Source organism: Isoptericola sp. NPDC057191, from assembly GCF_042670225.1.
Taxonomy (GTDB): domain Bacteria; phylum Actinomycetota; class Actinomycetes; order Actinomycetales; family Cellulomonadaceae; genus Isoptericola.
This window is the reverse complement of sequence record NZ_JBHUWC010000012.1, coordinates 24,857-47,763: the sequence shown is the minus strand read 5'-3', so window position 1 is coordinate 47,763 and position 22,907 is coordinate 24,857. Positions and strand designations below refer to the sequence as shown.

Here is a 22,907-nt window from a genome sequence, read left to right as displayed (position 1 = left end):
GATCCTCAAACGACCCGTTTGAGGATCAGGTCAGCACGCTCGTTGCCAGGGGCGGGGTCAGACCCCGGCGGGTCCGGCCACCACGTCCTCCTCCTCCACGACGGGGGCGCTGAACTGCGACTCGTAGAGCCGCGCGTACGCCCCGCCGGCAGCCAGCAGCGCGTCGTGGTCGCCCTGCTCCACGATGTGCCCGTGCTCCATCACCACGATGGTGTCGGCGTCCCGGATCGTCGACAGGCGGTGCGCGATGACGAACGACGTGCGGTTCGCCCGCAGCGCGTTCATCGCCTGCTGCACCAGCACCTCCGTGCGGGTGTCGACCGAGCTGGTCGCCTCGTCGAGCACGAGGATCTCCGGGTCGGCGAGGAACGCGCGGGCGATGGTGAGCAGCTGCTTCTCGCCCGCCGACAGGGACGTCGCCTCGTCGTCCAGGAGCGTCGCGTACCCGTCGGGCAGCGTCCGGACGAACGGGTCCACGTGGGTGGCCTCGGTGGCGGCGCGGAACTCCGCCTCCCCCACCGTGGCGCCGTCGCGCACCCCGTACCGGAGGTTCTCCTCGATGGTGCCCTTGAACAGCCAGGTGTCCTGCAGCACCATGCCGATCCGCGAGCGAAGGTCGTCCCGCGTCATGTCCCGGGTGTCCACGCCGTCGAGCGTGATGCGCCCTGCATTCACCTCGTAGAACCGCATCAGCAGGTTGACCAGCGTCGTCTTGCCGGCGCCCGTCGGACCGACGATCGCGATCGTCTGGCCAGGCTCCGCGACGAGGTCGAGGTGCTCGATGAGCGGTGTCTCGGGGTCGTAGGAGAACGACACGTCCTCGAACGCCACCCGACCGCGGACGTGCTCGAGGCGTCGCGGGTCGGCCGGGTCCGGGTCCTGCTCGGGGGCGTCGAGCAGCTCGAACACGCGCTCGGCCGACGCGACACCGGACTGCAGCAGGTTCATCATCGACGCGATCTGCGTGAGCGGCTGCGTGAACTGCCGCGAGTACTGGATGAACGCCTGCACGTCACCCAGCGACAGCTGCCCCGACGCCACGCGCAGGCCGCCGACGACGGCCACGACCACGTAGTTGAGGTTCGCCAGAAAGCCCATCGAGGGCTGCATGGTCCCCGAGATGAACTGCGACTTGCGGGACGCCTCGAACAGCGCCTCGTTCTCGGCACCGAACTTCTCGGCGGCGGCCTGCTGGCGCCCGTACACCTTGACGAGCGAGTGCCCGGTGAACATCTCCTCGACGTGCGCGTTGAGCCGTCCGGTCGCCGCCCACTGCGCCACGAACTGCGGCTGGGAGCGCTTGGCGATCTGCATCGTGAGCACCACGGACAGCGGCACGGTGACGAGCGCGACCAGCGCCAGCACCCACGAGATCCAGAACATCATGCCCAGCACGCCGATCACCGTGAGCACGGAGGTCACGAGCTGTGCCAGCGTCTGCGTCGTCGTCTGCGCGACGTTGTCGATGTCGTTGGTGACGCGCGAGAGGATCTCGCCCTTGGCCTGCTTGTCCACGTAGCTCAGCGGGATGCGGTGGAGCTTGGCCTCCACCTCGTCCCGCAGGCGCCGCATCGTGTTCTGCACCGCGATCGTCATGATCCGCGCCTGGAGCCATCCGAAGAGGAACGCGCCCAGGTAGATGGCGAGCACCCACAGGAGGATCTGGCCGAGCCGCGTGAAGTCGACGCCCTGGCCGGACACGACGTTCGGCAGGGAGGAGATCAGCCCGGCCTGGGCGTCGTCGCCGGAGGCGCGCAGCATCGCGGCGGCCTCGTCCCCGGTGGTCCCCGCGGGGACGCCCGCGGACGCGAGCCCCTTGCCGACCACGCCGGCGAAGATGACGTTGGTCGCGTCGCCGAGGATCTTCGGGCCGGCCACGGTGAGCGCCACGGAGACGACGCCGCACAGGGTGAGCAGGACGACGCGTGCCCGCTCGGGCCGCATCACGCCCGCGAAGCGCCGGAGCGACCCGCGGAAGTCCATCGCCTTCGCGACGGGGGCGCCGCCGCCCATGCCCATGGGGCCGCCGCCGCGGGGGCCGCCCGGTCGAGGCGTCGCCGCCGGGGCCTTGCGTTCGGTGCTCATGCCGCCTCCTCGAGGGACATCTGGGAGGAGACGATCTCCTGGTAGGTCTCGTTGTCGGCCAGCAGCTCGGCGTGCGTGCCGCGCCCGACGATGCGGCCGTGGTCCAGCACGAGGATCTGGTCCGCGTCCCGGATGGTCGCCACCCGCTGCGCGACGACGAGGACGCTCGCGTCCTGCGTGCGGGGACGCAGCGCCGCGCGCAGGCGGGCGTCGGTGCTGTAGTCGAGCGCCGAGAACGAGTCGTCGAACAGGTACACCCGTGGCCGGCGCACGACGGCTCGTGCGATGGCGAGCCGCTGGCGCTGACCGCCCGAGAACGTGGTGCCGCCCTGCGCCACCGGCGCCTGGAGCCCTTCGGGGAGCGCCTCGACGAAGTCGCGCGCCTGCGCGATCTCGAGCGCGGCCCACATCTCGTCCTCGGTGGCGTCCGCCTTGCCGTAGCGCAGGTTGTCCGCGACGGTGCCGCTGAACAGGAACGCCTTCTGCGGTACCAGGCCGAGCATGGAGCCGAGGTCCCCGGTGGACAGGTCGCGCACGTCCACACCGTCCACGAGCACCCGGCCGCCGGTGACGTCGAAGAGCCGCGGCACGAGGTTGAGGAGCGTCGTCTTGCCCGCACCCGTGGACCCGATGATCGCGGTGGTCCGGCCGGGCGAGGCGGTGAACGACAGGTCGTGCAGCACCGGCTCGTCGGCGCCCGGGTACCGGAACTCGACGCCCTCGAACACGACCTCTCCGCGCGGTCCCTCGCCGTCGGCGAGCGAGGTGAGGGAGACCGGGGCGGGCGGCTCGGTGACGGAGGTCTCCGTGCCGAGGACGTCCGAGATGCGGCCGGCGGCCACGGAGGCGCGCGGCACCATCATGACCATCATCGTCGACATCATCACGGCCATGAGGATGTACATGATGTAGCTGAGGAAGGCCATGAGCGCGCCCACCTGCATCTCGCCGTTGTCGATGCGCTGCGCGCCGAACCACAGCACGGCGACGCTCGAGGCGTTCATGATGAGCATGACCATCGGGAACGCCAGCGCCATGAGCTTGCCCGCGTTGAGCGACGTGTCGTACAGGGCCTCGTTGGTGGCACCGAACCGCTCCAGCTCGCGGTTCTCGCGGACGAAGGCCCGCACCACCCGCAGCCCGGTGATCTGCTCGCGCAGCACGCCGTTGATCGCGTCGATCCGCTTCTGCATGGCCCGGAAGTACGGCACCATCCGCCACATCAGCAGGCCCATCGCGATGCCCAGCACGGGCACGACGACCAGCAGCAGCGCCGACAGCTCGACGTCCTCCTGCAGCGCCATGATGACGCCGCCGACCAGCATGATGGGCGCCATCACCATGATGGTGAAGGTCATCAGCACGACCATCATCACCTGCTGGACGTCGTTGGTCGTGCGGGTGATGAGCGACGGGGCCCCGAACTGGCCCAGCTCGCGGGCGGAGAAGCCCTGCACGGAGTCGAACAGGTCACGACGCACGTCGCGGCCCAGCGCGGTGGCGGTGCGCGCGCCGAGGAACACGGCGCCGATCGCGCACACGACCTGGCCGAGGCTCACGACGAGCATCCAGCCGCCCACCCGCATGATGTAGGCGGTGTCCCCCGTCGTCACGCCGTTGTCGACGATGTCCGCGTTGAGGGAGGGCAGGTAGAGGGACGCGAGCGTCGCCAGCAGCTGGAGCACCAGCAGCAGCACGACGGCGCCGGAGTACGGGCGCAGATAGCTCCGCGCCAGGGAGACGAGCATCAGGGCTCCTGAGGGTGGGGGGTGCGGGGCGTGGCCCCGGGGGGATTCTCCGTCGCCGCGGGCTCGCGGTCCTGGCTTTTTTCGTCGGCCGGCGGCTCGGCAGGCTCCTCGGCGGTGCGCGCGATGCCGTGCACGAGCGCGTCGGCGACCACGCGGGGCGAGGGCGCCGGCAGCAGGTGGTCCACGCGGGCGTGGGTGCCGGCGATGCTCGCCTCGAGGAGCGCCACCGCGACCTCGATCGGCACGCGCAGCCGGTGCTCGTCGGGCTGGAGCACGCCGACGAGCCCGGCGACCGTCGCCTCGCGCTGCCGCTCGCGCTGCTCCGCGAGCTGCGCGCGGAACTCCTGCACGTGGTCGGGCGGCACCATGTCTCGCGCGCCCGTGCGATGGTGCAGCACGCGCAGCACCGTCATCCAGCGCACGACGTCGCTCATCCGGCGCCGGCCGAGCTCGATGACGCGTTCGAGCCGCTCCTCGAGGGGTGCCTCGCGGTCGATCGCCGCCAGCTCGGCGCGGGTCTCGACCGGCCCGGAGGCTCGGTGCAGCCCCTCGACCGCGACGGCGCCGACCAGCGTGAGCTTGTCGCCGAACGCCCGGAACAGGGTGCCCTCGGCGACCCCCGCGGCGTCGGCCAGCTCGCGGCTCGTCACGTCGACGCCGAACTCCCCGACGAGCGGGAGCACGGCCTCGATGATGGCGGACCGCCGGTCGTCCGGGGAGAGGGGGGTGGCGCGACGGCTCGCGCCCGGGGCAGCCAGCATGGGCGTCATCGTAAGTGAGTGAGCACTCACTCGACAAGTGGTCAGCTCCGGCGGCGCCGCACCAGGACCAGGACCAGGCCCGCGAGCAGGAGCACCACCGCCAAGCCGGCGATCCCTGCCTCCAGCCCGGTCACGGGGAGCGGCCACCCGGGGCCGGCGTCGGGTGCCGGACCGGCGCCCGGCGGGCTCGCGGTCGACGTCGCTCCCGGGCTCGGAGTGCTCGGCGTGCTCGGAGCGCTCGGGGTCGGGCTCGGGGTCGGCCGGGCCGGCGGCACGTCCGAGCACGCCTCCGCCGCCGCGGCCTCGCCGTCCGGACCGAGCAGCGTGGCCGTGTTGAGGAAGCCGCTGCCGCGCTCCGCGCCGACCGCCCCCTGGCAGACGCGGGCGGCGTCGAGGACGGAGTCCGGCACCCGCGCGGAGACCGTGACGTCGAACCGGTGGCTGGCGCCCGCCGCGACCGAGGCCCCCGCCACGACCGTGGCGTCTCCCGTACCGTCCCACCTCGGGTTGATCCGGGCGTCGGACGACACGACGCGGGCCGCCACCACCCGGATCCCGCCGCCGAAGCGCAACCGGTCGGACAGGTCGTACCGCTGGGAGACGCCTCCGGGGTTGCCCACCGTGATCCGGTAACCGAGCTCGAAGACGCCCGCCCCCCGGTCCACGGGCCCGCTCACCACCTCCTTCTCGACGGTGAGCGCCGCCGCCCGGGCGTTCGTGAACCGGCACAGGACCGTGTCACCGGCCCGGACGTCCACGGTGGCGTTCGCGCCGTCCACGGTGACCTGGCCGCTCGACCCGGTGCAGTCCAGGCCCTGGAGCTGCCAGCCGTCGGCGCCGTCCTCGGCCACGGTATAGGTGCCCGGCTCCAGCGGAGGCGTCGTGAACGGCTCGTCCGCGTCCGCCAGGGTGAACCGCTCCTGCGCACCCCCGGCGGGGCCCCAGGCGAACCCGAACTCCTGGTCGGACGGCGGGACCGTCGTCTTGTCCACGACCAGCACGCCCCACCGGGTGTTCGAGTACGTGCAGGTCACCGTCTCCCCCGGGTCCAGGGCGATGGTGGCGTCGAGGCCGTCGACGGTCGACGTCGCGCCGTCGGCCATGCTGTCCGTGCACACCAGCCCGGTGCCTTCGTACCCGTCGCGCGCCACCTCCGCCAGGGTGTGCTCGCCAGGGGCCACGTCCTCGAACGTGCGGGCCCCCGTGCCGCCGGACGTCGTGATCGTGAAGTCCTCGGGGTCGAGCCAGGAGCCGGTGAAGCCGAACTCCGCGTCGGCTCCGTCCACCGCCTTCACCACGACGATGCGCCCGAGGCGGGTGTTCGTCGCCGAGCAGTCGAGGTGAGCCCCCGGGTCCACGGTGAACGCGCCCAGGTCGGCGACCGGGGTCGCGTCGCCCCCGCCTGCCGGCGTGACCGTGCACGCGAGCGTCTCGGTCGCGGTCCAGCCGTCGGCCTGCTGCTCGCCCAGCGCGTACGTGACCCCCGGCAGCAGCTCCGGGAGGTCCGCGCTGCCCGAGCCGCCCGCGGTGGTCACCGTGACCGTCTGGTCGGGCTGCCCTTCCGGGGTGAGCACGAACACGAAGTCGCCGTCGTCGCCCACGGCGGTCTTGGTGATCGTGCCGGTCGCCGGGTCGGGCGAGTTCACGACGTCGCACGCGACGTCCTGGCCGGACACCGGCACGAGCTGGAAGCCGGGGGCCTCGCTCGCGTCCTCGAGCAGGTCGCCGGCAGAGGTGCAGCTGAACCCGCCGGCCGTCCAGCCCGCCGGCACCTCACTCTCGACGAGGGTGTACGTCGCGCCCGGCACCAGGCCCGCCCACGTCCCCGGGTCCGACGTCTCGTCGCCGGTCCCGGTGAGGGTCCGCGTCCCCTCGGGAGCTCCGGGCGGGGTCAAGGTCACCGCGAACGACCATGCCGTGTCGTCGGGCGCGCCCGTCACCGTCTTGGTGACGCTCAGGTCCGCCGGGACGGCGGCGTTCGTCACGGCGCAGGAGATGTCGTCCCCTGGCTCGGGCGTGAACCGCACGCCGAGGTCGATCGGGACGTCGTCGACGTCGCAGGTCATCTCGCCGGCGTCGTAGCCGTCGGCCACCTCGGTGAGGTCGTAGGACGTCCCGGGCACCAGGCCCGTCCACCCGAGCGGGCTGCTCGGGGCGTTGCCGGTGCCGGTGGCGTCCTGCGTCCCGACGCCGCCCGCCGGCGGGTCGAGCGTGACGGGGAACGACCACTCGTGGTCGTCGGCGACCCCCTCGACGGTCTTGACAAACGACAGCTCGGCCGGAGCCGCGGCGTTGGCCACCCCGCAGGTGAGGCTCTGGCCCAGGGTGGGGCGCAGCTGGAGGCCGGCGGTCTCCGGGTCCAGGTCGGTGATGCCGGCGCACGTGAAGCCTGGCGAGGTCCAGCCCGCCGGCAGGTTCTCCGTCAGCGTGTAGAGCGTGCCCGGCACCAGGTCGGTGAACGTCGCCGGGGCGCTCGTCCCGTTCCCCGTGCCCGTGAGGGAGACCGGGTTGCCCGGCGTCGCCGCCGGGGTCAGCGACACGTCGAACGACCAGTCCAGGTCACCGTCGACGCCCGTCACCGTCTTGGTCACGGTGACGTCGGCGGGGCGGGCGGCGTTCGCGACCGCGCACGACACGACCTCGTTGAGGCCCGCCACGAGCTGGAAGCCCGCCGCCCCGCTCGCGTCGTCGACGGAGGTGCCCCCCACGGTGCACGTGAACGTGCCGCCGGTCCAGCCGGCCGGCAGCGCCTCGGAGAGCGTGTAGGTGACGCCGGGAACCAGGCCGGTCCAGGTGGCCGCCGCCGACGTGGCGGACCCGGTCCCGGTGAGGTTCTGCGTCGCCTGCGGCGAGGCCGCGGGCGAGATCGTCACGGGGAACGACCAGGCGACCTCGTCGGCCACGCCGGTCGTGGTCTTCACGACGCTCACCCGGGAGGCGGCGCCGGCGTTCGCGACCCCGCACTGGAGGGCCAGGCCCGGTGTCGCGGTGAACTGGAAGCCGGGGTCGGCGCTCTCGTCCGTCAGCCCGGGGCACTGGACGAGCCCCAGCACCCACCCGGCCTGCGGCGTCTCGGCGAGGGTGTACCTCGTGCCGGGCACGAGATCGGTCCAGGTCACGGGCGCCGACGTGGCGTTGCCGGTCCCGGTGGCCGCCTGCGGGCCCGCCGGGTCGGCGTCGGGCGTGAGCGTGAGCTCGAACGACCAGCTCAGCCCGGCGGCGATCCCCGAAACCGTCTTGGTGACGGTGACGGACGCCGCGGCGGCGGTGTTGACGAGCGTGCACTCCAGGCTCTGCCCGACTCCCGCGACGAACTGGAAGCCGGCGGCGGGGCTCGCGTCCGTCAGGCCGGAGCACTCCAGGCCGCCGGAGGTCCATCCGCCCGGTGCGGGCTCGCTGAGGGTGTAGGTCACCCCGGGCGTGAGGTTCGACCAGCTCACCGTGCCGGAGCCCGGCGCGGTGCCGCTGACCGTCTGGGTGCCCCCGGGCGTGACCCCCGCCGCCGGGCTCAGGGTGACCGGGAACGACCACGGCGTGCCGTCGGCCAGCCCCTCGGCGGTCTTCGTCACCTCCACCGACGCCGTCGCCGCGCGGTTGGAGAAGAAGCAGGTGACGACGTCCGCCGCCTCCAGCTCGACGGTGATCGACCGCGCCTGAGGGTCCAGCGTCCACCCGTCCGCCGTGTTGCAGAACGTCGCGTCGTTCAGGGTGTTGAGGCTCCACCCCGAGGGCATCTCGCCCTCGGTGAGCGTGTAGGTGCCTTCGAGCAGGCCGGTCCAGGAGCGGATCGCGCCGTCGACGCTCGGGTCGGAGTTGATGACGAAGGCCTCGTCCTCTGGCGCGATGCTCGGGCCGGTGACGGTGAAGTCGAAGTCCTGGTCGAAGTTCGCCGGGACCGACCTCTTGATGAGGATGAGGCTCCCTTCGACCGCGTTGGTGAAGTAGCACTCGGTGGTCTCCCCCGGCAGCACCTCGAACCCCAGGCGCCGGTTCTCCCGGTCCTCCGGGGTTCCGCTGTGGTCCTCGCCGCCGTACGTGCAGGACAGGTCCGCGAGCACGGTCTTCGGGTCGCCGTTGTCCGTGGTCTCCTCGAAGAAGTAGTCCTGGCCCGGCGCGACGTCCTCGATCACGGTCTCGTAGAGCGTGCCGTCGTCCCGCACGCCCTCGACCGTGAAGGCCTCGTGGCCGTCGACGTTGCTCGTGAAGTCGAAGTCGCGCGCCTGGTCGCCGGTGCCGTGCACCTCCTTGTAGAGGATCACCCGGCCGTCCGCGGTGTTCTCGGCCGTGCAGGCGATGCTGTCGCCCGCCTGCACGCCGAAGTCCGTGAGGTCGGCGATCGGCGTGGGGTCTCCGCCGGACGGCGTGCGCGTGCAGGCGAGCGGCCCGGTCTGCCGCCAGCCGTCGACGGCCTGCTCGGTGAGCGAGTAGCGGTTCCCCGGGAGCAGGGTCGGCAGGTCGACGCTGCCGGTCCCGCCGGAGGTGGTGACCGGGACGGTCGTGGGCGCGCCCGACGACGGCACGGTGTCCAGGAGGAAGGCGAAGTCGCCGTCCCCGCCCACCGACGTCTTGGTGATGCTGCCGGTCACGGCGGGTGCCGAGTTGTCGGCCACGCACGTGTACTCGGCGCCCGGCGCCACGACGAGGCGCGAGGCGTCGATCGACGCGCCGGTCCCGTCGTCGCAGACGATGCCCTCGGCGGTCCACCCGGCCCCGGGGCCGGCTTCCGTCAGGGAGTAGACGCTGCCGGGAGACAGCTCCGTCCACGTGTGGGAGTCGTCGCCGAGGCCCGGCCCGGTGCCGGAGAGGGTCACCGTGCCGTCCTGCCCCTCGGGCGCCGGCGAGAGCGTCAGGTCGAACGACCAGTCGAGCGTGTCGCCGATCCCGGCGGTGCGCTTGCGGATCGTGGCCGACGCCGGGAGCGCGGTGTTCGTCGCCGAGCACGCGTACGACTGCCCCGGCTCGATGTCGAGCTGCACGCCCGGCGTGAACGGGTCGTCGTCCCCGCCCCCCAGGCCGCAGGTGATCGGCCCCGCGTCCCACCCCTCGAGGCCGCCCTCCTGGAGCGTGTAGCGGCCCGGCTCGAGATCCTCCCAGGCGACCGACGACGAACCGGGCCCTGTCCCGGACACCTCCCGTGCGTCGTCGTCCCCGCCCTGGGGGGTGAGCGTCACAGGGAACGACCACTCGTAGTCGTCGGTGATGCCGGCGGTGTGCTTGGTGAACGAGACAGTCCCGGGCGCGATGTCGTTCTCCACCGTGCAGGCCACGCTGTCCCCGACCGAGACGGTGAAGTCCGTGACGTCCTCGATGGTGTGCTCGTCGCCGGTCGCGGGCGTGACGGTGCAGACGATCTCGCCCTCGACCCATCCGGGCTGGTCGCGCTCCACCAGGGAGTAGCGCACGCCCGGGACCAGCGACAACGCCGCCGAGCCGCTTCCCGCCGTCGTCGTGATCGGGACCGTGGCGGGGGTGTCGCCCGTGCCGAGGGTGGTCAGGTCGAACGTGAAGCTGCCGTCGCCCTCCGTCGTCGTCTTCGTCAGCGTGGCCTCCACGGGCGCGACGAAGTTGGTGAGGCTGCACGACACGCTGGCGTCGAGCGGCGCGACGAAGCGGAAGCCGCCCTCGATCTGGTCGACGCCGCCTCCTGTGCAGGTCTCCAGCCGCTGGGTGACCTCGTCCGGCAGGTTCACCTCCGTGACCTCGTAGGTCTGACCGGGCAGCAGGTTGTCCCAGCCGACGGTCACGGCCGACTGGCCCACCCCGGAGACCGTGGTCGGGTTGGTGGCACCCTCCGGCACCGGCGTGATCTGGACGTCGTAGGACCAGGGGTAGTCCGCCGACAGCCCGGTGGTGACCTTGCGCAGGCTCACCGACGACGGCTGCCCGGTGTTCGTCATGCCGCACGACAGCTCCTGCGCGACCCCCGCGACGAAGGTGAAGGTGAGGTCGTCGCCGTCGAGGTCTGCCACGGTGCCGTCCGCGTCCGTGCACGTGATCGGGCCCATGGTCCAGCCGGACAGCGGCTGCTCCCGGACCACGTAGCGCTGCCCGGGCACCAGCTCGCCCCACGACGTGCTCGCGCTCCCCGGCCCGGTGCCCGTCAGGGTGGTCGAGGTGCCCGGGTCCGGCGAGAGCGAGACGTCGACGCTCCACGCGAGGTCCGGGCCGATGTTCGCCGTCGTCTTGGTCAGCGTCGCCCGAGCGGGCCGGGCGAGGTTGGAGTACAGGCAGGTGACGATCGCGCCGTCCTCGAGCGTGACGTCCGTGGCAGCGCCGTCCCGGCTCCAGGTGAGGTCGGCACCGTCGGCGCGCTGGCACACGACGTCCTGGATGCCCCACCCCGGCAGCTCGTCCTCGGTGATCGTGTAGTCCCCTGCCGGGATCTCCTGCACCACCCACGACCAGTCGTCCCCGACGGTGTTGAGCGTGAACGCCGCGTCGTCGAACCCCTCCGGGCCCGTGACCGCGAAGGGGAAGTCCGCGTCCCACTCCACCATCGGCGCGGTCGCCTTCTGCACCACGAGGGTGGCCCCCTCCGGCTCCGCGATGTCCTCGAAGGAGCAGGTCAGCTGGGATCCGGGGCGCACGGTGAACGTCGCCGTCGGCGGTTCGACGTCCAGCTCCGCCTCGTAGTCGTAGGGCGGGTCCCAGCAGGACAGGTCGGCCAGCAGGTACCCCTCGGGCACCTCCTCGGAGACGGAGTACTCCCCCGGCGGCACCTCGAACTGCTGCGAGTCCGTGGCGTTCGTCGTCTGCGGCACGACCACCGGCGTGAGCGTGAACTCGCCGAGGTCACCGGTGAAGTCGAACGAGGTGCCCGCGCTGTCCTGGGGCACGCGCTTCTCGATCGTCACCGTGGCGAGCTGCGTGTTGGTGAACGTGCACCCGAGGTTCTCCCCGACCACCGGCGTGACCGTCACGGAGGCGCCGGTCTGGGTGGTCCCGTCCGTGCACCGGACCTCCGGCGTCATCCAGCCGTCGACGGCGTCCTCGGCCACGGTGAGGTCGTCACCTGCGGGCACGGCGAACGTCTGGCTCTCACCGTCGCCGAGGGTGGCCGTCTCGTCGCCCACGGCGAAGTCGAAGTCCTGGACGGCGCCGTCGGGCAGCGTCTGCTTGGTCACGGTCACCAGGGCGGCGTCGTTGGTGAGGGTGCAGTCGGTCCGCCCGCCACCCAGCAGGGTGAACGGGGTGGCCGGGTCCGTCACGTCGACGGTATGTCGCTCGCCCACCTGGTCGGTGTAGGCGCACTCCGCCGCGGTGAGCTCCCACGGTGGAGGCACCCCGGTCTCCTCCAGGTGGAGCAGCGAGCTGGACAGGACGTTCTCGTACGTCCGCGTCTGCCCGGCCCGCACGGTGTCCTCGATGCTCGTCCGGTCGGGCGGGACCACCACGCCCTGGGAGCTCTCGTTCGTGACCCGGAAGGCGAAGTCGTCGTCCGTCTGTCCTGTCGGCGTCCGCTTCGTGACGGTCAGCGTGCCGCAGTTGGAGATCTCGAGCGGCTCGGGGGTGTTGAAGAAGAAGTCGGCGATCGTCGCGGTCTCGGCGGCGCCGGTGCGCGACATCAGGGAGGTGATCGCGAAGGTCGAGCACTGGTCGTCCCCGAACAGACCCGCCGCGGTGAGGTCGATCGCGTACTCGCCGAAGGTGTCCTGCTGCTGGTTGCCCAGCGGGGGCGCCTCGGTGCGCTGGCCCATCGCGAAGGCGAAGTCGACGGCCCGGCCCGTGGTGGACCACGTGCCGGCCCCGTCCGGGTTCGCGCAGCCGTCGCCCGCGGTCGGGGTCCACTCGAGGAAGCGGGTGGTCCCCTCCGCGTAGAGCACGTCGAGCAGCAGGTCGTCGCAACGCCCCGGCTCCGGCCCCTCGAACACCGTGTAGATGCTCACGGAGCCGTTGCCGGCCCGGCGGGTGAAGTACCCGTACATGATGAAGTGCCGCAGGCCCGTCTCGTCGGACAGCGCCTCCGTCGCGTACCCCGCGCTGCACAGGTTCGCCTTGTCCTGCACGTTCGCGGGCGCGGCCACCCACGGGTTCGTGTTCCCGTTCTGGCTGCCCTGGTTCGCCGTCGGGTCCGTTCCCTGGCCGTCGCAGTTGGAGTAGGCGCCGTCGTCCCAGAAGAAGCCGCCCGCGAAGACCCCGGACGAGCGGAAGCCGCCCGCGGTGGTGTAGGGCGCGGTGGGGACGAACGTGGGGGTCTGTGTCGACGACGGCTGCGGCTGGAGGACGTCGTTCCAGTCGAAGGTGTCCGGCGGCGTCCCGCTCGTCTTGTCCCCGTCGATCTGGAACCCGGTCTGCAGACCCGAGGGGAGGGTGACGGCCGCCGCCTCTCGGCTCGGGACGCCGGGAGCCAGCGGCACGAGGAAGGCCAGGAGCAGCGTCAGCGCCGTCAGCCCGGCGACACGACGACGGCCGGCCAGGCGGTGTGCCCGTTCCGGCGGACGTGCTCCCTGCTGCGCTGACCCGTGCACCCGCCCCTCCCCGAGGACGCCGAACGGCTCGACCGTGGCGCCGCTGCCCCCTGCGACACGGCGCGCTGTCCCGATCAACGTACCCACGGGGCCGGGAGACCGCGCGACAGGAACCGGATCTGCGGGGACGACGGACCCCGCCACCCACGAGGGGTGACGGGGTCCGGTCAGGCAGCGTGACGACTACTGCTGCTCGGGGTCCGCCGGCTCGCCGCCGAGCGGGCGGGGCTGGGTGCCGGGCACCGGGGGCGTCGCCGGACCGCCGGCAGGACGCTGACCGCGCTCGGCCGAGGGGTCGAAGGGCGCGCCCGAACGGGTGCCCGCGCTGGTGGCGTCGGCCGTCGCGGCCTCGGCCTGGCGGCGCGCCTCGGCGAGGGCCTCGCCCGGGTCGGTCAGCGCGGTCTCGCCGAACGCGGTGCGCGGGCGCGGCGTGCGCTCGCCCTCGTCGTCCGACGGCGGGGCGGGGATGCCGGGCGTGCCCGGGACGCCGCCGAAGCCCTGCGCGATCGAGCCGAGCGCGGCCGTGAACTCCGTCGGCACGACCCACAGCTTCGAGGCGTTGCCGTTGGCGATCTGCGGCAGCATCTGCAGGTACTGGTACGCGAGCAGCTTCGGGTCGGCGTCGCCCTGGTGGATGGCGTCGAAGACCTGCAGGATCGCCCGCGCCTCACCCTCGGCGGTGAGGATCGCCGCCTGGGCGTTGCCCTCGGCCCGCAGGATCTGGGACTGCTTCTCGCCCTCCGCGGTGAGGATCTGCGACTGCTTGACACCCTCCGCGGTGAGGATCGTGGCGCGGCGGTCACGCTCGGCGCGCATCTGCTGCTCCATCGCGCCCTGCACGCTCGCGGGCGGGTCGATCGACTTGAGCTCGACGCGGTTGACGCGGACGCCCCAGCGGCCGGTGGCCTCGTCGAGCACCCCGCGCAGCTGGCCGTTGATCTGGTCCCGGCTGGTGAGGGTCTGCTCGAGGTCCATCGAGCCGACGACGTTGCGCAGCGTGGTGACGGTGAGCTGCTCGATGGCCGTGATGTAGTTCGCGATCTCGTAGACGGCGGACTTCGGCTCGGTCACCTGGAAGTACACGACCGTGTCGATGCTCACCACGAGGTTGTCGCTCGTGATCACCGGCTGCGGCGGGAAGGAGACGACCTGCTCGCGCAGGTCGACGCCCGCGCGCACGCGGTCGATGAACGGCACCAGCCAGTGCAGGCCCGGCTCGAACGTGTGCCGGTAGCGGCCGAGGCGCTCGATGATGAGCGCCGTGGCCTGCGGCACCACCCGCACCATCTTGAACAGCGCCACGACCACGAAGATCACGAGCGCGAGAATCACGATCCACAGCACGATGGTGCCGGCGGAGGGGTCGGACACGATGGTCCCTTTCTGTCGACGTCGAACAGGACTGCCGGCAGCCCCGGCAGGGTGGTACGCGACCGCAGGGCGGCTCCGTCAGGCGCTGTGCTCGGGCTGGGAGCGCGACGACGGGACGGGTTCGACGACGGCGGTCGCGCCCTCGATCCGCACGACCCGCAGCTCGGCGCCCGCGGGCACCCGCCCGGACGAGTCCGGCACGCCGTCGTCGACGAGCCGGGCGCTCCAGACCTCGCCGGCCAGCTTGACCCGGCCGCCGGCCTCGGTCACCTCGCTCAGCGCGACGGCCGGACGCCCGACGTGGGCCGCGACGTTGGTCTCCTGGAGCGGCACGCGCTGCTTGAGGTGCTGGAGCAGGAACGGGCGCAGCAGGAGCACGAGCAGCAGCGCGAACACGCACGCCACCACGAACTGCAGCCAGACCGGGCCGCCCGCGGCCGCCGTGACGGCGCCGGCGACAGCGCCCCCGGCGAGCATGATGAACACGAGGTCGAGGGAGAACATCTCGATGGCGGCCAGCACGAGTGCCGCACCGACCCACCACAGCCAGGAATCCATGGTCACCTCCGCCAGGCCCTGCGCCGGGACCGGAGTGTCACGGCCACAGGGTTTTGCTCAGACTTTACCAAGTTTCCCCCGGCGCTGGGGAACGGTCAGCGACCGGCCGGGCGGGCCGCCCGCGCGAGCCAACGACCGCCCCCGTGGGCCACCATCAGCGGCGTCCCGAAAGCCTGCGAGAGGTTGTCCGCGGTGAGCACCTCGTGGATCGGCCCGGCGGCCTGGATCCCGCCCTGGCGCATGAGCAGCAGGTGCGTGAAGCCCGGCGGGATCTCCTCGACGTGGTGCGTGACGAGCACCAGGACGGGCGAGGCAGGGTCCGCCGCCAGCTCGGACAGGGCGCTCACCAGCTCCTCGCGCCCGGCGAGGTCCAGCCCGGCGGCCGGCTCGTCGAGCAGGAGGATCTCCGGGTCCGTCATGAGCGCGCGCGCGATCTGGACCCGCTTGCGCTCCCCCTCGGACAGCGTCCCGTAGTACCGGTCCGACAGGTCCGCGACGTCGAACGCCGCGAGCAGGTCCTTGGCACGCTGCTCGTCGAACTCCTCGTACGTCTCCTGCCACCGGCCGGTGACGCCGTAGGCGGCCGTGAGCACCACGTCGCGCACCGTCTCGTGGCCGGGGATGCGGTCCGCGAGCGCCGCGGAGGCGAAGCCGATCCGGGGACGCAGCTCGAAGACGTCCACGCGTCCCAGCCGCTCCCCCAGGAGCTCCGCGGTCCCGGCCGTCGGGTGCGAGCGGGCCGCGAGGATCTGGAGCATCGTCGTCTTGCCGGCCCCGTTGGGCCCGAGGACCACCCAGCGCTCGCCCTCGTTCACCTGCCAGTCCACGGCGTCGAGGATGGTGGTGGTACCGCGTCGAACGGTGACGCCCTGCAGGTCGAGAACCGCGCTCATGAGGCCCGACCCTACCCGAGCCGGGACGCCGGACCGCCCTGCGTCCCGACGGGGCGGACGTCTAGTGTGAGGCCGTGGAGACCTCCCCCGACGCACTGCCGCGCAGCGTCGTCCTCGCGCTCTGGCTGCAGACCGTGGGGGCGGCACCCGGCGTCGTGGTGCGCAGCGTGCAGGGCGACGACGAGCCGCACGGCGTGGTGGGGATGCCGGGCCGCGAGGACGACGCCGACCTGCGCGACCTCGTCACCGCGTGGCTCGACGGGCCGCGCGAGGTCTGCGCCCTCCTGCCCGCCCCGGGCGACCTGGGCGGCGTGCCCGCCACGGTGAGCGCCGAGGCCACCGACGCCGGGGAGTGCGTGATGGTCACCACCGGGGCCGGGTCGTGGGCCGCGGTGCCCGCCGTGACGACGTTCGGGAGCTCGTTCGAACCGGGCCACCTCGTGGCGTGGCAGGTGCGCCCCGTGCCCTCGTGGTCCACCCGGGTGGCCGGCACGCTGGGCTCCTTGGCGGACGCGGAGCGCGAGCTGCGCACCAGCCTCGTCACGGCCACGGACGCGCTCGACGCGCTCGACGTGGCGCGCTGGCGCGACGACGCGGCCGACGCGATCGAGCGCCTGCGCGGGGGCAGCACCGACGGGTGGCCGGTGCCCGCTCTCGACGGCAGGCGAGCGCGGGTGCTGCAGCTCGCCACCCGACTGCTGGCGATCGTCGACCTGGCGACCGTCGACGACGGCGGCGCCGTCAACGTGTGGCAGTCCGACCAGCGTTCGACCGCCCTGCGAGAGGTGGAGCGCACCGCACGTCGCGCGCTCGCCGCCGCGACCTACGGCGTCGTGCGCTGACGGGTCGGTCGCGCAGCCGGCCGCTCAGCCGGCCGCTCAGCCAGCCAGCACGCCCCGGTACACGTCGAGCGTGCGCTCCGCGACGGCCTGCCACGAGAAGAGCTCCTCCGCCCGGCGCCGACCTGCGGCACCCATCTCGGCGGCGCGTGCCGGGTCGTCCAGCACCCGCCCGAGCGCCGCGGCCAGGTCGGCGACGAACCGCTCGGGGTCCAGCGGCGTCCCCGTGCCGTCGTCGGCCTGCTCGATCGGCACGAGGGCGCCCGTCACGCCGTCGTCGACCACCTCGGGGATGCCGCCCGTCGCCGTGCCGACCACGGGCAGGCCCACGGCCATCGCCTCGAGGTTGACGATGCCGAGCGGCTCGTACACGGAGGGGCATACGAAGACGGTGCTGGCCGCGAGCACGGCGACCAGGTCGGGGCGCGGCAGCATCTGCTCGATCCAGACCACGCCGGCCTCGGCGCCGGCCCCACCCGGGCCGGCCTCGCCCGTGCCGCCCCGCGCGCGGCGCAGGTCGGCGACCAGGCCGCGCACCTCGTCCATCAGCTCCGCGGTGTCCGGGGCTCCGGCGCACAGCACCAGCTGCACCTCGCGCGGCAGGCGGGCGGCCGCGCGCAGCAGGAACGGCAGCCCCTTCTGCCGGGTGATGCGGCCCACGAAGACGACGGCCGGGCGGTCGGGGTCGATGCCGAGGTCGCGCACCACACGGTCCGTCTGCGGGTCGTCGTCGGCGGGCCGGCGCCAACCGGCCAGGTCGATCCCGTTGTGCACCACGTGCACCCGCGCCGGGTCGAGCTCGGGGTACACGCGCAGGATGTCGGCGCGCATGCCCGCCGACACCGCGATCACCCCCGCGGCGCCCAGGTACGCGGAGCGCTCCGCCCACGACGACAGCGCGTACCCGCCGCCGAGCTGCTCCGCCTTCCACGGCCGCAGCGGCTCGAGGGAGTGCGCGGTCACGACGTGGGGCACGCCGTGCAGCAGCCCGCCCAGGTGACCCGCGAGGTTCGCGTACCAGGTGTGGGAGTGCAGCACGTCGGCGCCCGCGGCGTCCTGCGCCATCGCGAGGTCGACACCGAACGTGCCGAGGGCGGGGTTGGCGCCGGCGAGCTCGGCCGGCACGCCGTAGCCCGTCACCCCGGCCGCGTCGTCGTCCGCGCGCGGGCCGTCGAAGCAGCGCACCCGCACGTCGACGTGCCGGCGCAGCACGGCGGACAGCTCCTCGACGTGGACCCCCGCGCCGCCGTACACGTGCGGCGGGTACTCGCGGGTCAGGAGGTCGACCCGGAAAGGACTGCTCTGCGGCGTGCTCACGCCGCCAACCTAGCGGTGCGGGCGGGTCGCAGGCGCGGTGGCCCACGACGCCCTAGGGTCGGGGCATGGCGTCGACCCAGCCCCGCGTGCTCGCGATCGTCCTCGCCGGCGGCGAGGGCAAGCGGCTCATGCCCCTCACCGCGCACCGTGCCAAGCCGGCGGTCCCCTTCGGAGGGATCTACCGGCTCGTGGACTTCGCGCTGTCCAACATCATCAACTCGCGCTACCTGCGCGTCGTCGTGCTCACCCAGTACAAGTCGCACTCCCTGGACCGGCACATCTCCAAGACCTGGCGGATGTCCTCGCTGCTGGGCAACTACGTGTCGTCCGTGCCCGCGCAGCAGCGGGTGGGCAAGCACTGGTACCTCGGCTCGGCCGACGCGATCTACCAGTGCCTCAACATCATCGACGACGAACGTCCCGACATCGTGGTCGTGGTCGGTGCCGACCACGTGTACCGGATGGACTTCTCCCAGATGGTCGAGTCGCACGTGGCGTCCGGGGCGCGCGCCACGGTGGCGGCCATCCGGCAGCCCATCGCGATGGCCGACCAGTTCGGTGTCATCGAGGTGGACCGCGAGGACCCGACGCGCATCAGGGAGTTCCTCGAGAAGCCCGAGAGCCCCGTGGGCCTGCCCGACTCCCCCACCGAGGTGCTCGCCTCGATGGGCAACTACGTGTTCGACGCCGACGCGCTCGTCGAGGCGGTCACGAAGGACTCGGCCGACCCGGACTCCCGGCACGACATGGGCGGCGACATCATCCCCGCGTTCGTGCGCGACGGTACCGCCGGCGTCTACGACTTCATCCGCAACGAGATCCCGGGCTCCACCGAGCGCGACCGCGACTACTGGCGCGACGTCGGCACCATCGACGCCTACTTCGAGGCGAACACGGATCTCATCGCCGTCCAGCCCGTGTTCAACCTGTACAACCAGGACTGGCCGCTGCTCACCGGGTACACGGGGCTCCCGCCCGCCAAGTTCGTGCACGCGGGGCCGGGCCGCCTGGGCCACGCCGCCGACTCGATCGTCTCGCCTGGTGTCCTCATCTCCGGCGCGACGGTCGCAGGGTCCATCCTCTCCCCGGGCGCGTACCTGCACTCGTGGGCCACCGTGACCGACGCGGTCCTGATGGACAACGTCCAGGTGGAGCGGCACGCCCAGGTCCACCGCGCCATCCTCGACAAGAACGTGGTGGTGAGCGAGCGAGCCCGGGTCGGCGTCGACCACGAGGAGGACCGGGCCCGCGGCTTCACCATCTCCGCGTCGGGGATCACCGTCGTCCCGAAGGGCACCGTCGTTGCTTGACCCCGATCCCCGCACCGCTCCTGCCGAGCGGGTCCGTCCCCGCCTGGTCGTGACCGACGTCGACTCGACGTTCATCACCGCCGAGGTCATCGAGATGCTCGCCGACCACGCCGGCACGCGCGCGCAGGTCGCCGAGGTGACCGAGCGCGCCATGCGGGGCGAGCTGGACTTCGCCGGCTCCCTGCGCGAGCGGGTCGCCACCCTGCGCGGCGTCCCCGTGGAGGCCCTGACGGCGGTGCGCGAGGCCGTGGTGCTCACGCCGGGCGCCGCCGACCTCGTCAGCGAGGTGCACCGCCGCGGCTGGGAGTTCGGCCTCGTCTCCGGCGGCTTCGCCGAGATCCTCGGCCCGATCGCCGCCGCCCTCGGCATCGAGCGCTGGCGGGCGAACCGCCTGGAGGTCGCCGACGGCGTCCTCACCGGCCGCACCGTCGGACCGGTCGTGGACCGGGCCGACAAGGCAGCCACGCTGCGCCGGTGGGCCGACGAGTGCGGCCTGCGGATGGTCGACACCGTGGCGGTGGGCGACGGCGCGAACGACCTCGACATGATCGGCGCCGCGGGCATCGGCATCGCGTTCGCGGCCAAGCCGGTCGTGCGCGCGCAGGCGCCGTTCAGCGTGGACGGGCCCCGCCTCGACGCCGTGCTCGACGTCATCGACGAGGTCGACGCCGCCGCGGGACGCGCCCCCCGCACGGTGCGCCCCTAGCACGGTGAACCCCTAGCACGGCGCGCCCCTCGGCGGACGGGCCGGCGCCCGGCCCCCGCGCTCCCCACCCCCGCCCGTCGCCCGGGCGGAGACCCGCCGCCGCTGGCACCATCGACCCAGGCGGGAGGAGGACGCGGATGTCCGACGTCGGATGGTGGTCGGTCGCCGGCGCCCTCGCGGTCCTCGCGATCGTGTACGGGGTCCAGTGGGTGGCGGGCCACTGCGTCGCCAACCAGGTCCTGGACAAGCTGGGCCGCCCGCGCCCCACCCCGGGGTTCACGATCATGGTCCGGTCGGATACGACATGGCCCTACCCGCAGATCTCGTGGCAGAAGAGGTGGAAGCGTCCGGCGTCGGAGCTGTCGGCCTTCACCTGGGCGGACGAGCGGCCGTCGTGGGACGAGCAGGCCGCCCAGCTCCGGCGCTCGTTCCTGCGCCGGACCCAGGAGACGGCGGAGAAGTGGCGGACGATCTTCGCCGCGCTGCTCGCCGTCTTCGGTGCCGTCCTCCTCGTCAAGCCCAGCCTGCCGCAGGGGCCGCAAGGGATGGGGCTCGGCCTCTACCTGTGCACCTGGGCGGCACTCGTCCTCGCGGTGCAGGCGGTCGCGTACACCGGGTGGGCTGCCGCCGGTCTGCCCAAGATCCTGGTCGACGTCGACGCCGAGTCCGCGTTCATCGAGACGACCCTCCACGCCGCCCACGCCCTGGCCCGGCTGCGGGTCGGGCTCGTCTGCGGCGCGCTCGCGGCGCTCGCGCTGCTCGGAGGGTTCGCGGCCCTGCTGGCTCCCCCCGGCTGACACCCTCACCAGCCGTAGCGCCAGACGGCCGGCAGGGCCAGGATCGGACCCATGGCGACGACGGTCGAGACCAACGCTCTGAACACCATCGACGAGTCCGAGCGGCACGGGCGCCCGCGCGACCTGTTCTGGCCGTGGTTCGCGGCGAACGTGTCCGTGCTCGGCCTCGGTTACGGCGCGTACCTGCTGGCGTTCGGGGTGTCCTTCTGGCAGGCCGTCGTCGTGGGGTTCGTCGGCATCGTGGTGTCGTTCCTGTGCTGCGGGTTCATCTCGTTGGCCGGACGGCGCGGCTCCGCCCCCACCATGGTGCTCAGCCGCGCCGCCTTCGGCGTGGACGGCAACCGCCTGCCGTCCCTGCTCTCCTGGATCCTCACCGTGGGCTGGGAGACCGTCCTGGTCGCGCTCGCGACGCTCGCCACCGCCACGGTGCTCACCACGCTCGGGTGGGGCGGCGGCACGGTGACGCAGGTCGTCACGCTGGCCGTCGTGGCGCTCGTCGTGGTCACGGCGGGCATCTTCGGCTTCCAGCTCGTGATGCGGCTCCAGCAGATCATCACCGTCCTCACCGCGGTGCTCACCGTGGTGTACGTGGTGCTCGTGGCGGGCCACGTCGACTGGGCGACGGTGGCGGCGATCCCGCCCGGTCAGGCGCCGCAGGTGATCGGCGGGCTCGTCTTCATGATGACGGGGTTCGGGCTCGGCTGGGTCAACATGGCCGCCGACTACTCGCGCTACCTGCCCCGCACGTCGTCCGGACCGGGCGTCGTCGGCTGGACGACCTTCGGCGCGTCCCTGCCGCCCGTGCTGCTCCTGGTGGCGGGCCTGCTGCTCGCCGGCTCGGACCCCGCGCTCGCCGACGCGATCGGCGCGGACCCCATCGGCGCGCTCGCCGTGCTGCTCCCCGAGTGGTTCCTCGTCCCGTTCATCGTCGTCGCCCTGGCGGGGCTCATCGGCGGCGCCGCGCTCGACATCTACTCCTCCGGCCTCGCCCTCCTGTCCCTCGGCCTGCCCGCGCCCCGCTGGGTCGCCGCCGCGATCGACGGGGTGCTGATGGTGCTCGGCGCCGTCTACGTCGTCTTCGTCGCCGACGACTTCTTCGGGCCGTTCCAGGGGTTCCTCATCACCCTCGGCGTCCCCGTCGCCGCCTGGTGCGGTGTGCTCCTCGCCGACATCGCGCTGCGCCGTCGCGACTACGCCGACGCCGAGCTGGGCGACCGCCGGGGGCGGTACGGGAGCGTGCGGTGGTCCGCGGTGCTCCTCGTGGTGGGCGGCACCGTGCTCGGGTGGGGCCTCGTGACCAACTCCTACGCGGGGTGGCTGTCGTGGCAGGGCTACCTGCTGGGTCCCCTGGGGCTCGGCGGCCGCGACGGGCAGTGGGCGGGAGCCAATCTCGGCGTGCTGGCGGCCCTCGCCCTGGGGCTGCTCGGGACGTTCTTGCTCACCGCGCGCACCGTCCGCCGGCAGGAGGCCGCATGACCGCAGCGCTGGTCGTCGTCGACATGCAGACGGTCTTCGGGCGACCCGGCAGCCCCTGGGCGTCGGCGGACTTCCCCGCCGCGGCCGCGGGCGTGCGGCGGCTCCTGCCCGCGTTCGACGGGCGCACCGTGTGGACCCGCTACGTGGCACCCGCGGCACCCGCCGGCGCGTGGCAGGAGTACTTCGCGCAATGGCCCTTCGCCCTGGTGCCGGACGACGACCCTCTGTACGCGTTCGCCGACGGCCTCGACCCGGCGGGCGCGCCCGTCGTCACCGCGACGACGTTCGGCAAGTGGGGGCCGGAGCTCGACGCGGCGACCGGGGGTGCCGGGGAACTGGTGGTGGCGGGCGTGTCCACCGACTGCTGCGTGCTGTCGACCGTGCTGCCTGCCGCGGACGCCGGGCGGCGGGTGCGGGTGGTGGCCGACGCGTGCGCCGGCGCGAGCCCCGCGGACCACGAGCGGGCGCTGGCCGCGATGCGGCTGTACGCCCCGCTCGTGGAGGTCACCTCGGTCGACGAGGTGCTGGGCGACCTCTGAGAGAACGGCGGGCGGCGGCAGCGCCCGCCCCTGGGACGG

General features: G+C 73.1%; 14 protein-coding genes. 6 read left to right on the top strand and 8 right to left on the bottom strand.

The window, feature by feature from the left end; genetic code table 11:
- Positions 1-57: 57 nt before the first annotated feature.
- The 7 genes from ACFT55_RS03920 to ACFT55_RS03890 form a co-directional block, all read right to left on the bottom strand.
- Entirely contained in the window at positions 58-2,085 is a 2,028-nt protein-coding gene (locus ACFT55_RS03920) for an ABC transporter ATP-binding protein (protein ID WP_380241688.1), read from the bottom strand.
- On the bottom strand, positions 2,082-3,833 hold the full coding sequence (locus ACFT55_RS03915) for an ABC transporter ATP-binding protein (protein WP_380241685.1): 1,752 nt from the start codon (positions 3,831-3,833) through the stop codon (positions 2,082-2,084). The genes ACFT55_RS03920 and ACFT55_RS03915 overlap by 4 nt, the downstream gene beginning before the upstream one ends.
- Complete coding sequence (locus ACFT55_RS03910; RefSeq protein ID WP_380241683.1) at positions 3,833-4,594, bottom strand: TetR/AcrR family transcriptional regulator; 762 nt, start codon at positions 4,592-4,594, stop codon at positions 3,833-3,835. Before ACFT55_RS03910 ends, ACFT55_RS03915 begins: the two co-directional genes overlap by 1 nt.
- 41 nt (positions 4,595-4,635) lie before the next feature.
- Positions 4,636-13,149, bottom strand: a complete 8,514-nt coding sequence (locus tag ACFT55_RS03905) for a hypothetical protein (protein ID WP_380241680.1) — start codon at positions 13,147-13,149, stop codon at positions 4,636-4,638.
- A gap of 96 nt (positions 13,150-13,245) precedes the next feature.
- Positions 13,246-14,436, bottom strand: coding sequence for an SPFH domain-containing protein (locus ACFT55_RS03900; protein ID WP_380241690.1), 1,191 nt, complete (start codon positions 14,434-14,436; stop codon positions 13,246-13,248).
- Positions 14,437-14,511: 75 nt separating this feature from the next.
- Complete coding sequence (locus ACFT55_RS03895; protein WP_380241678.1) at positions 14,512-14,991, bottom strand: NfeD family protein; 480 nt, start codon at positions 14,989-14,991, stop codon at positions 14,512-14,514.
- Between the two features lie 95 nt (positions 14,992-15,086).
- Positions 15,087-15,884, bottom strand: coding sequence for an ABC transporter ATP-binding protein (locus ACFT55_RS03890; protein WP_380241676.1), 798 nt, complete (start codon positions 15,882-15,884; stop codon positions 15,087-15,089).
- A gap of 74 nt (positions 15,885-15,958) precedes the next feature.
- Between ACFT55_RS03890 and ACFT55_RS03885 the strand changes: the two genes are divergently transcribed.
- A complete protein-coding gene (locus tag ACFT55_RS03885; protein WP_380241674.1) occupies positions 15,959-16,726 on the top strand; it encodes a hypothetical protein in 768 nt (255 codons plus the stop codon).
- A gap of 36 nt (positions 16,727-16,762) precedes the next feature.
- Here ACFT55_RS03885 and glgA read toward each other — a convergent pair whose 3' ends face one another.
- On the bottom strand, positions 16,763-18,040 hold the full coding sequence (gene glgA / locus ACFT55_RS03880) for a glycogen synthase (RefSeq protein WP_380241672.1): 1,278 nt from the start codon (positions 18,038-18,040) through the stop codon (positions 16,763-16,765).
- Between the two features lie 65 nt (positions 18,041-18,105).
- Between glgA and glgC the strand changes: the two genes are divergently transcribed.
- From glgC to ACFT55_RS03855, 5 genes are all read left to right on the top strand, one after another.
- Complete coding sequence (gene glgC, locus ACFT55_RS03875; protein ID WP_380241670.1) at positions 18,106-19,350, top strand: glucose-1-phosphate adenylyltransferase; 1,245 nt, start codon at positions 18,106-18,108, stop codon at positions 19,348-19,350.
- Complete coding sequence (gene serB / locus ACFT55_RS03870) at positions 19,343-20,056, top strand: phosphoserine phosphatase SerB (RefSeq protein WP_380241668.1); 714 nt, start codon at positions 19,343-19,345, stop codon at positions 20,054-20,056. The genes glgC and serB overlap by 8 nt, the downstream gene beginning before the upstream one ends.
- 137 nt (positions 20,057-20,193) lie before the next feature.
- On the top strand, positions 20,194-20,853 hold the full coding sequence (locus tag ACFT55_RS03865) for a hypothetical protein (RefSeq protein ID WP_380241665.1): 660 nt from the start codon (positions 20,194-20,196) through the stop codon (positions 20,851-20,853).
- 51 nt (positions 20,854-20,904) lie between these two features.
- Positions 20,905-22,329 (top strand): purine-cytosine permease family protein, encoded by a 1,425-nt coding sequence (locus ACFT55_RS03860; protein ID WP_380241663.1) that lies wholly within the window; start codon positions 20,905-20,907, stop codon positions 22,327-22,329.
- A complete protein-coding gene (locus tag ACFT55_RS03855) occupies positions 22,326-22,868 on the top strand; it encodes a cysteine hydrolase family protein (protein ID WP_380241661.1) in 543 nt (180 codons plus the stop codon). Before ACFT55_RS03860 ends, ACFT55_RS03855 begins: the two co-directional genes overlap by 4 nt.
- The last annotated feature ends 39 nt before the right edge of the window (positions 22,869-22,907 follow it).

Bases quoted from the DNA above. Each gene is read 5' to 3' on its own strand.
- ACFT55_RS03920 (WP_380241688.1), bottom strand. From the start codon at position 2,085: ATGAGCACCGAACGCAAGGCCCCGGCGGCGACGCCTCGACCGGGCGGC.
- ACFT55_RS03915 (WP_380241685.1), bottom strand. From the start codon at position 3,833: ATGCTCGTCTCCCTGGCGCGGAGCTATCTGCGCCCGTACTCCGGCGCC.
- ACFT55_RS03910 (WP_380241683.1), bottom strand. From the start codon at position 4,594: ATGCTGGCTGCCCCGGGCGCGAGCCGTCGCGCCACCCCCCTCTCCCCG.
- ACFT55_RS03895 (WP_380241678.1), bottom strand. From the start codon at position 14,991: ATGGATTCCTGGCTGTGGTGGGTCGGTGCGGCACTCGTGCTGGCCGCC.
- ACFT55_RS03890 (WP_380241676.1), bottom strand. From the start codon at position 15,884: ATGAGCGCGGTTCTCGACCTGCAGGGCGTCACCGTTCGACGCGGTACC.
- glgC (WP_380241670.1), top strand. From the start codon at position 18,106: ATGGCGTCGACCCAGCCCCGCGTGCTCGCGATCGTCCTCGCCGGCGGC.
- ACFT55_RS03865 (WP_380241665.1), top strand. From the start codon at position 20,194: ATGTCCGACGTCGGATGGTGGTCGGTCGCCGGCGCCCTCGCGGTCCTC.
- ACFT55_RS03860 (WP_380241663.1), top strand. From the start codon at position 20,905: ATGGCGACGACGGTCGAGACCAACGCTCTGAACACCATCGACGAGTCC.
- ACFT55_RS03855 (WP_380241661.1), top strand. From the start codon at position 22,326: ATGACCGCAGCGCTGGTCGTCGTCGACATGCAGACGGTCTTCGGGCGA.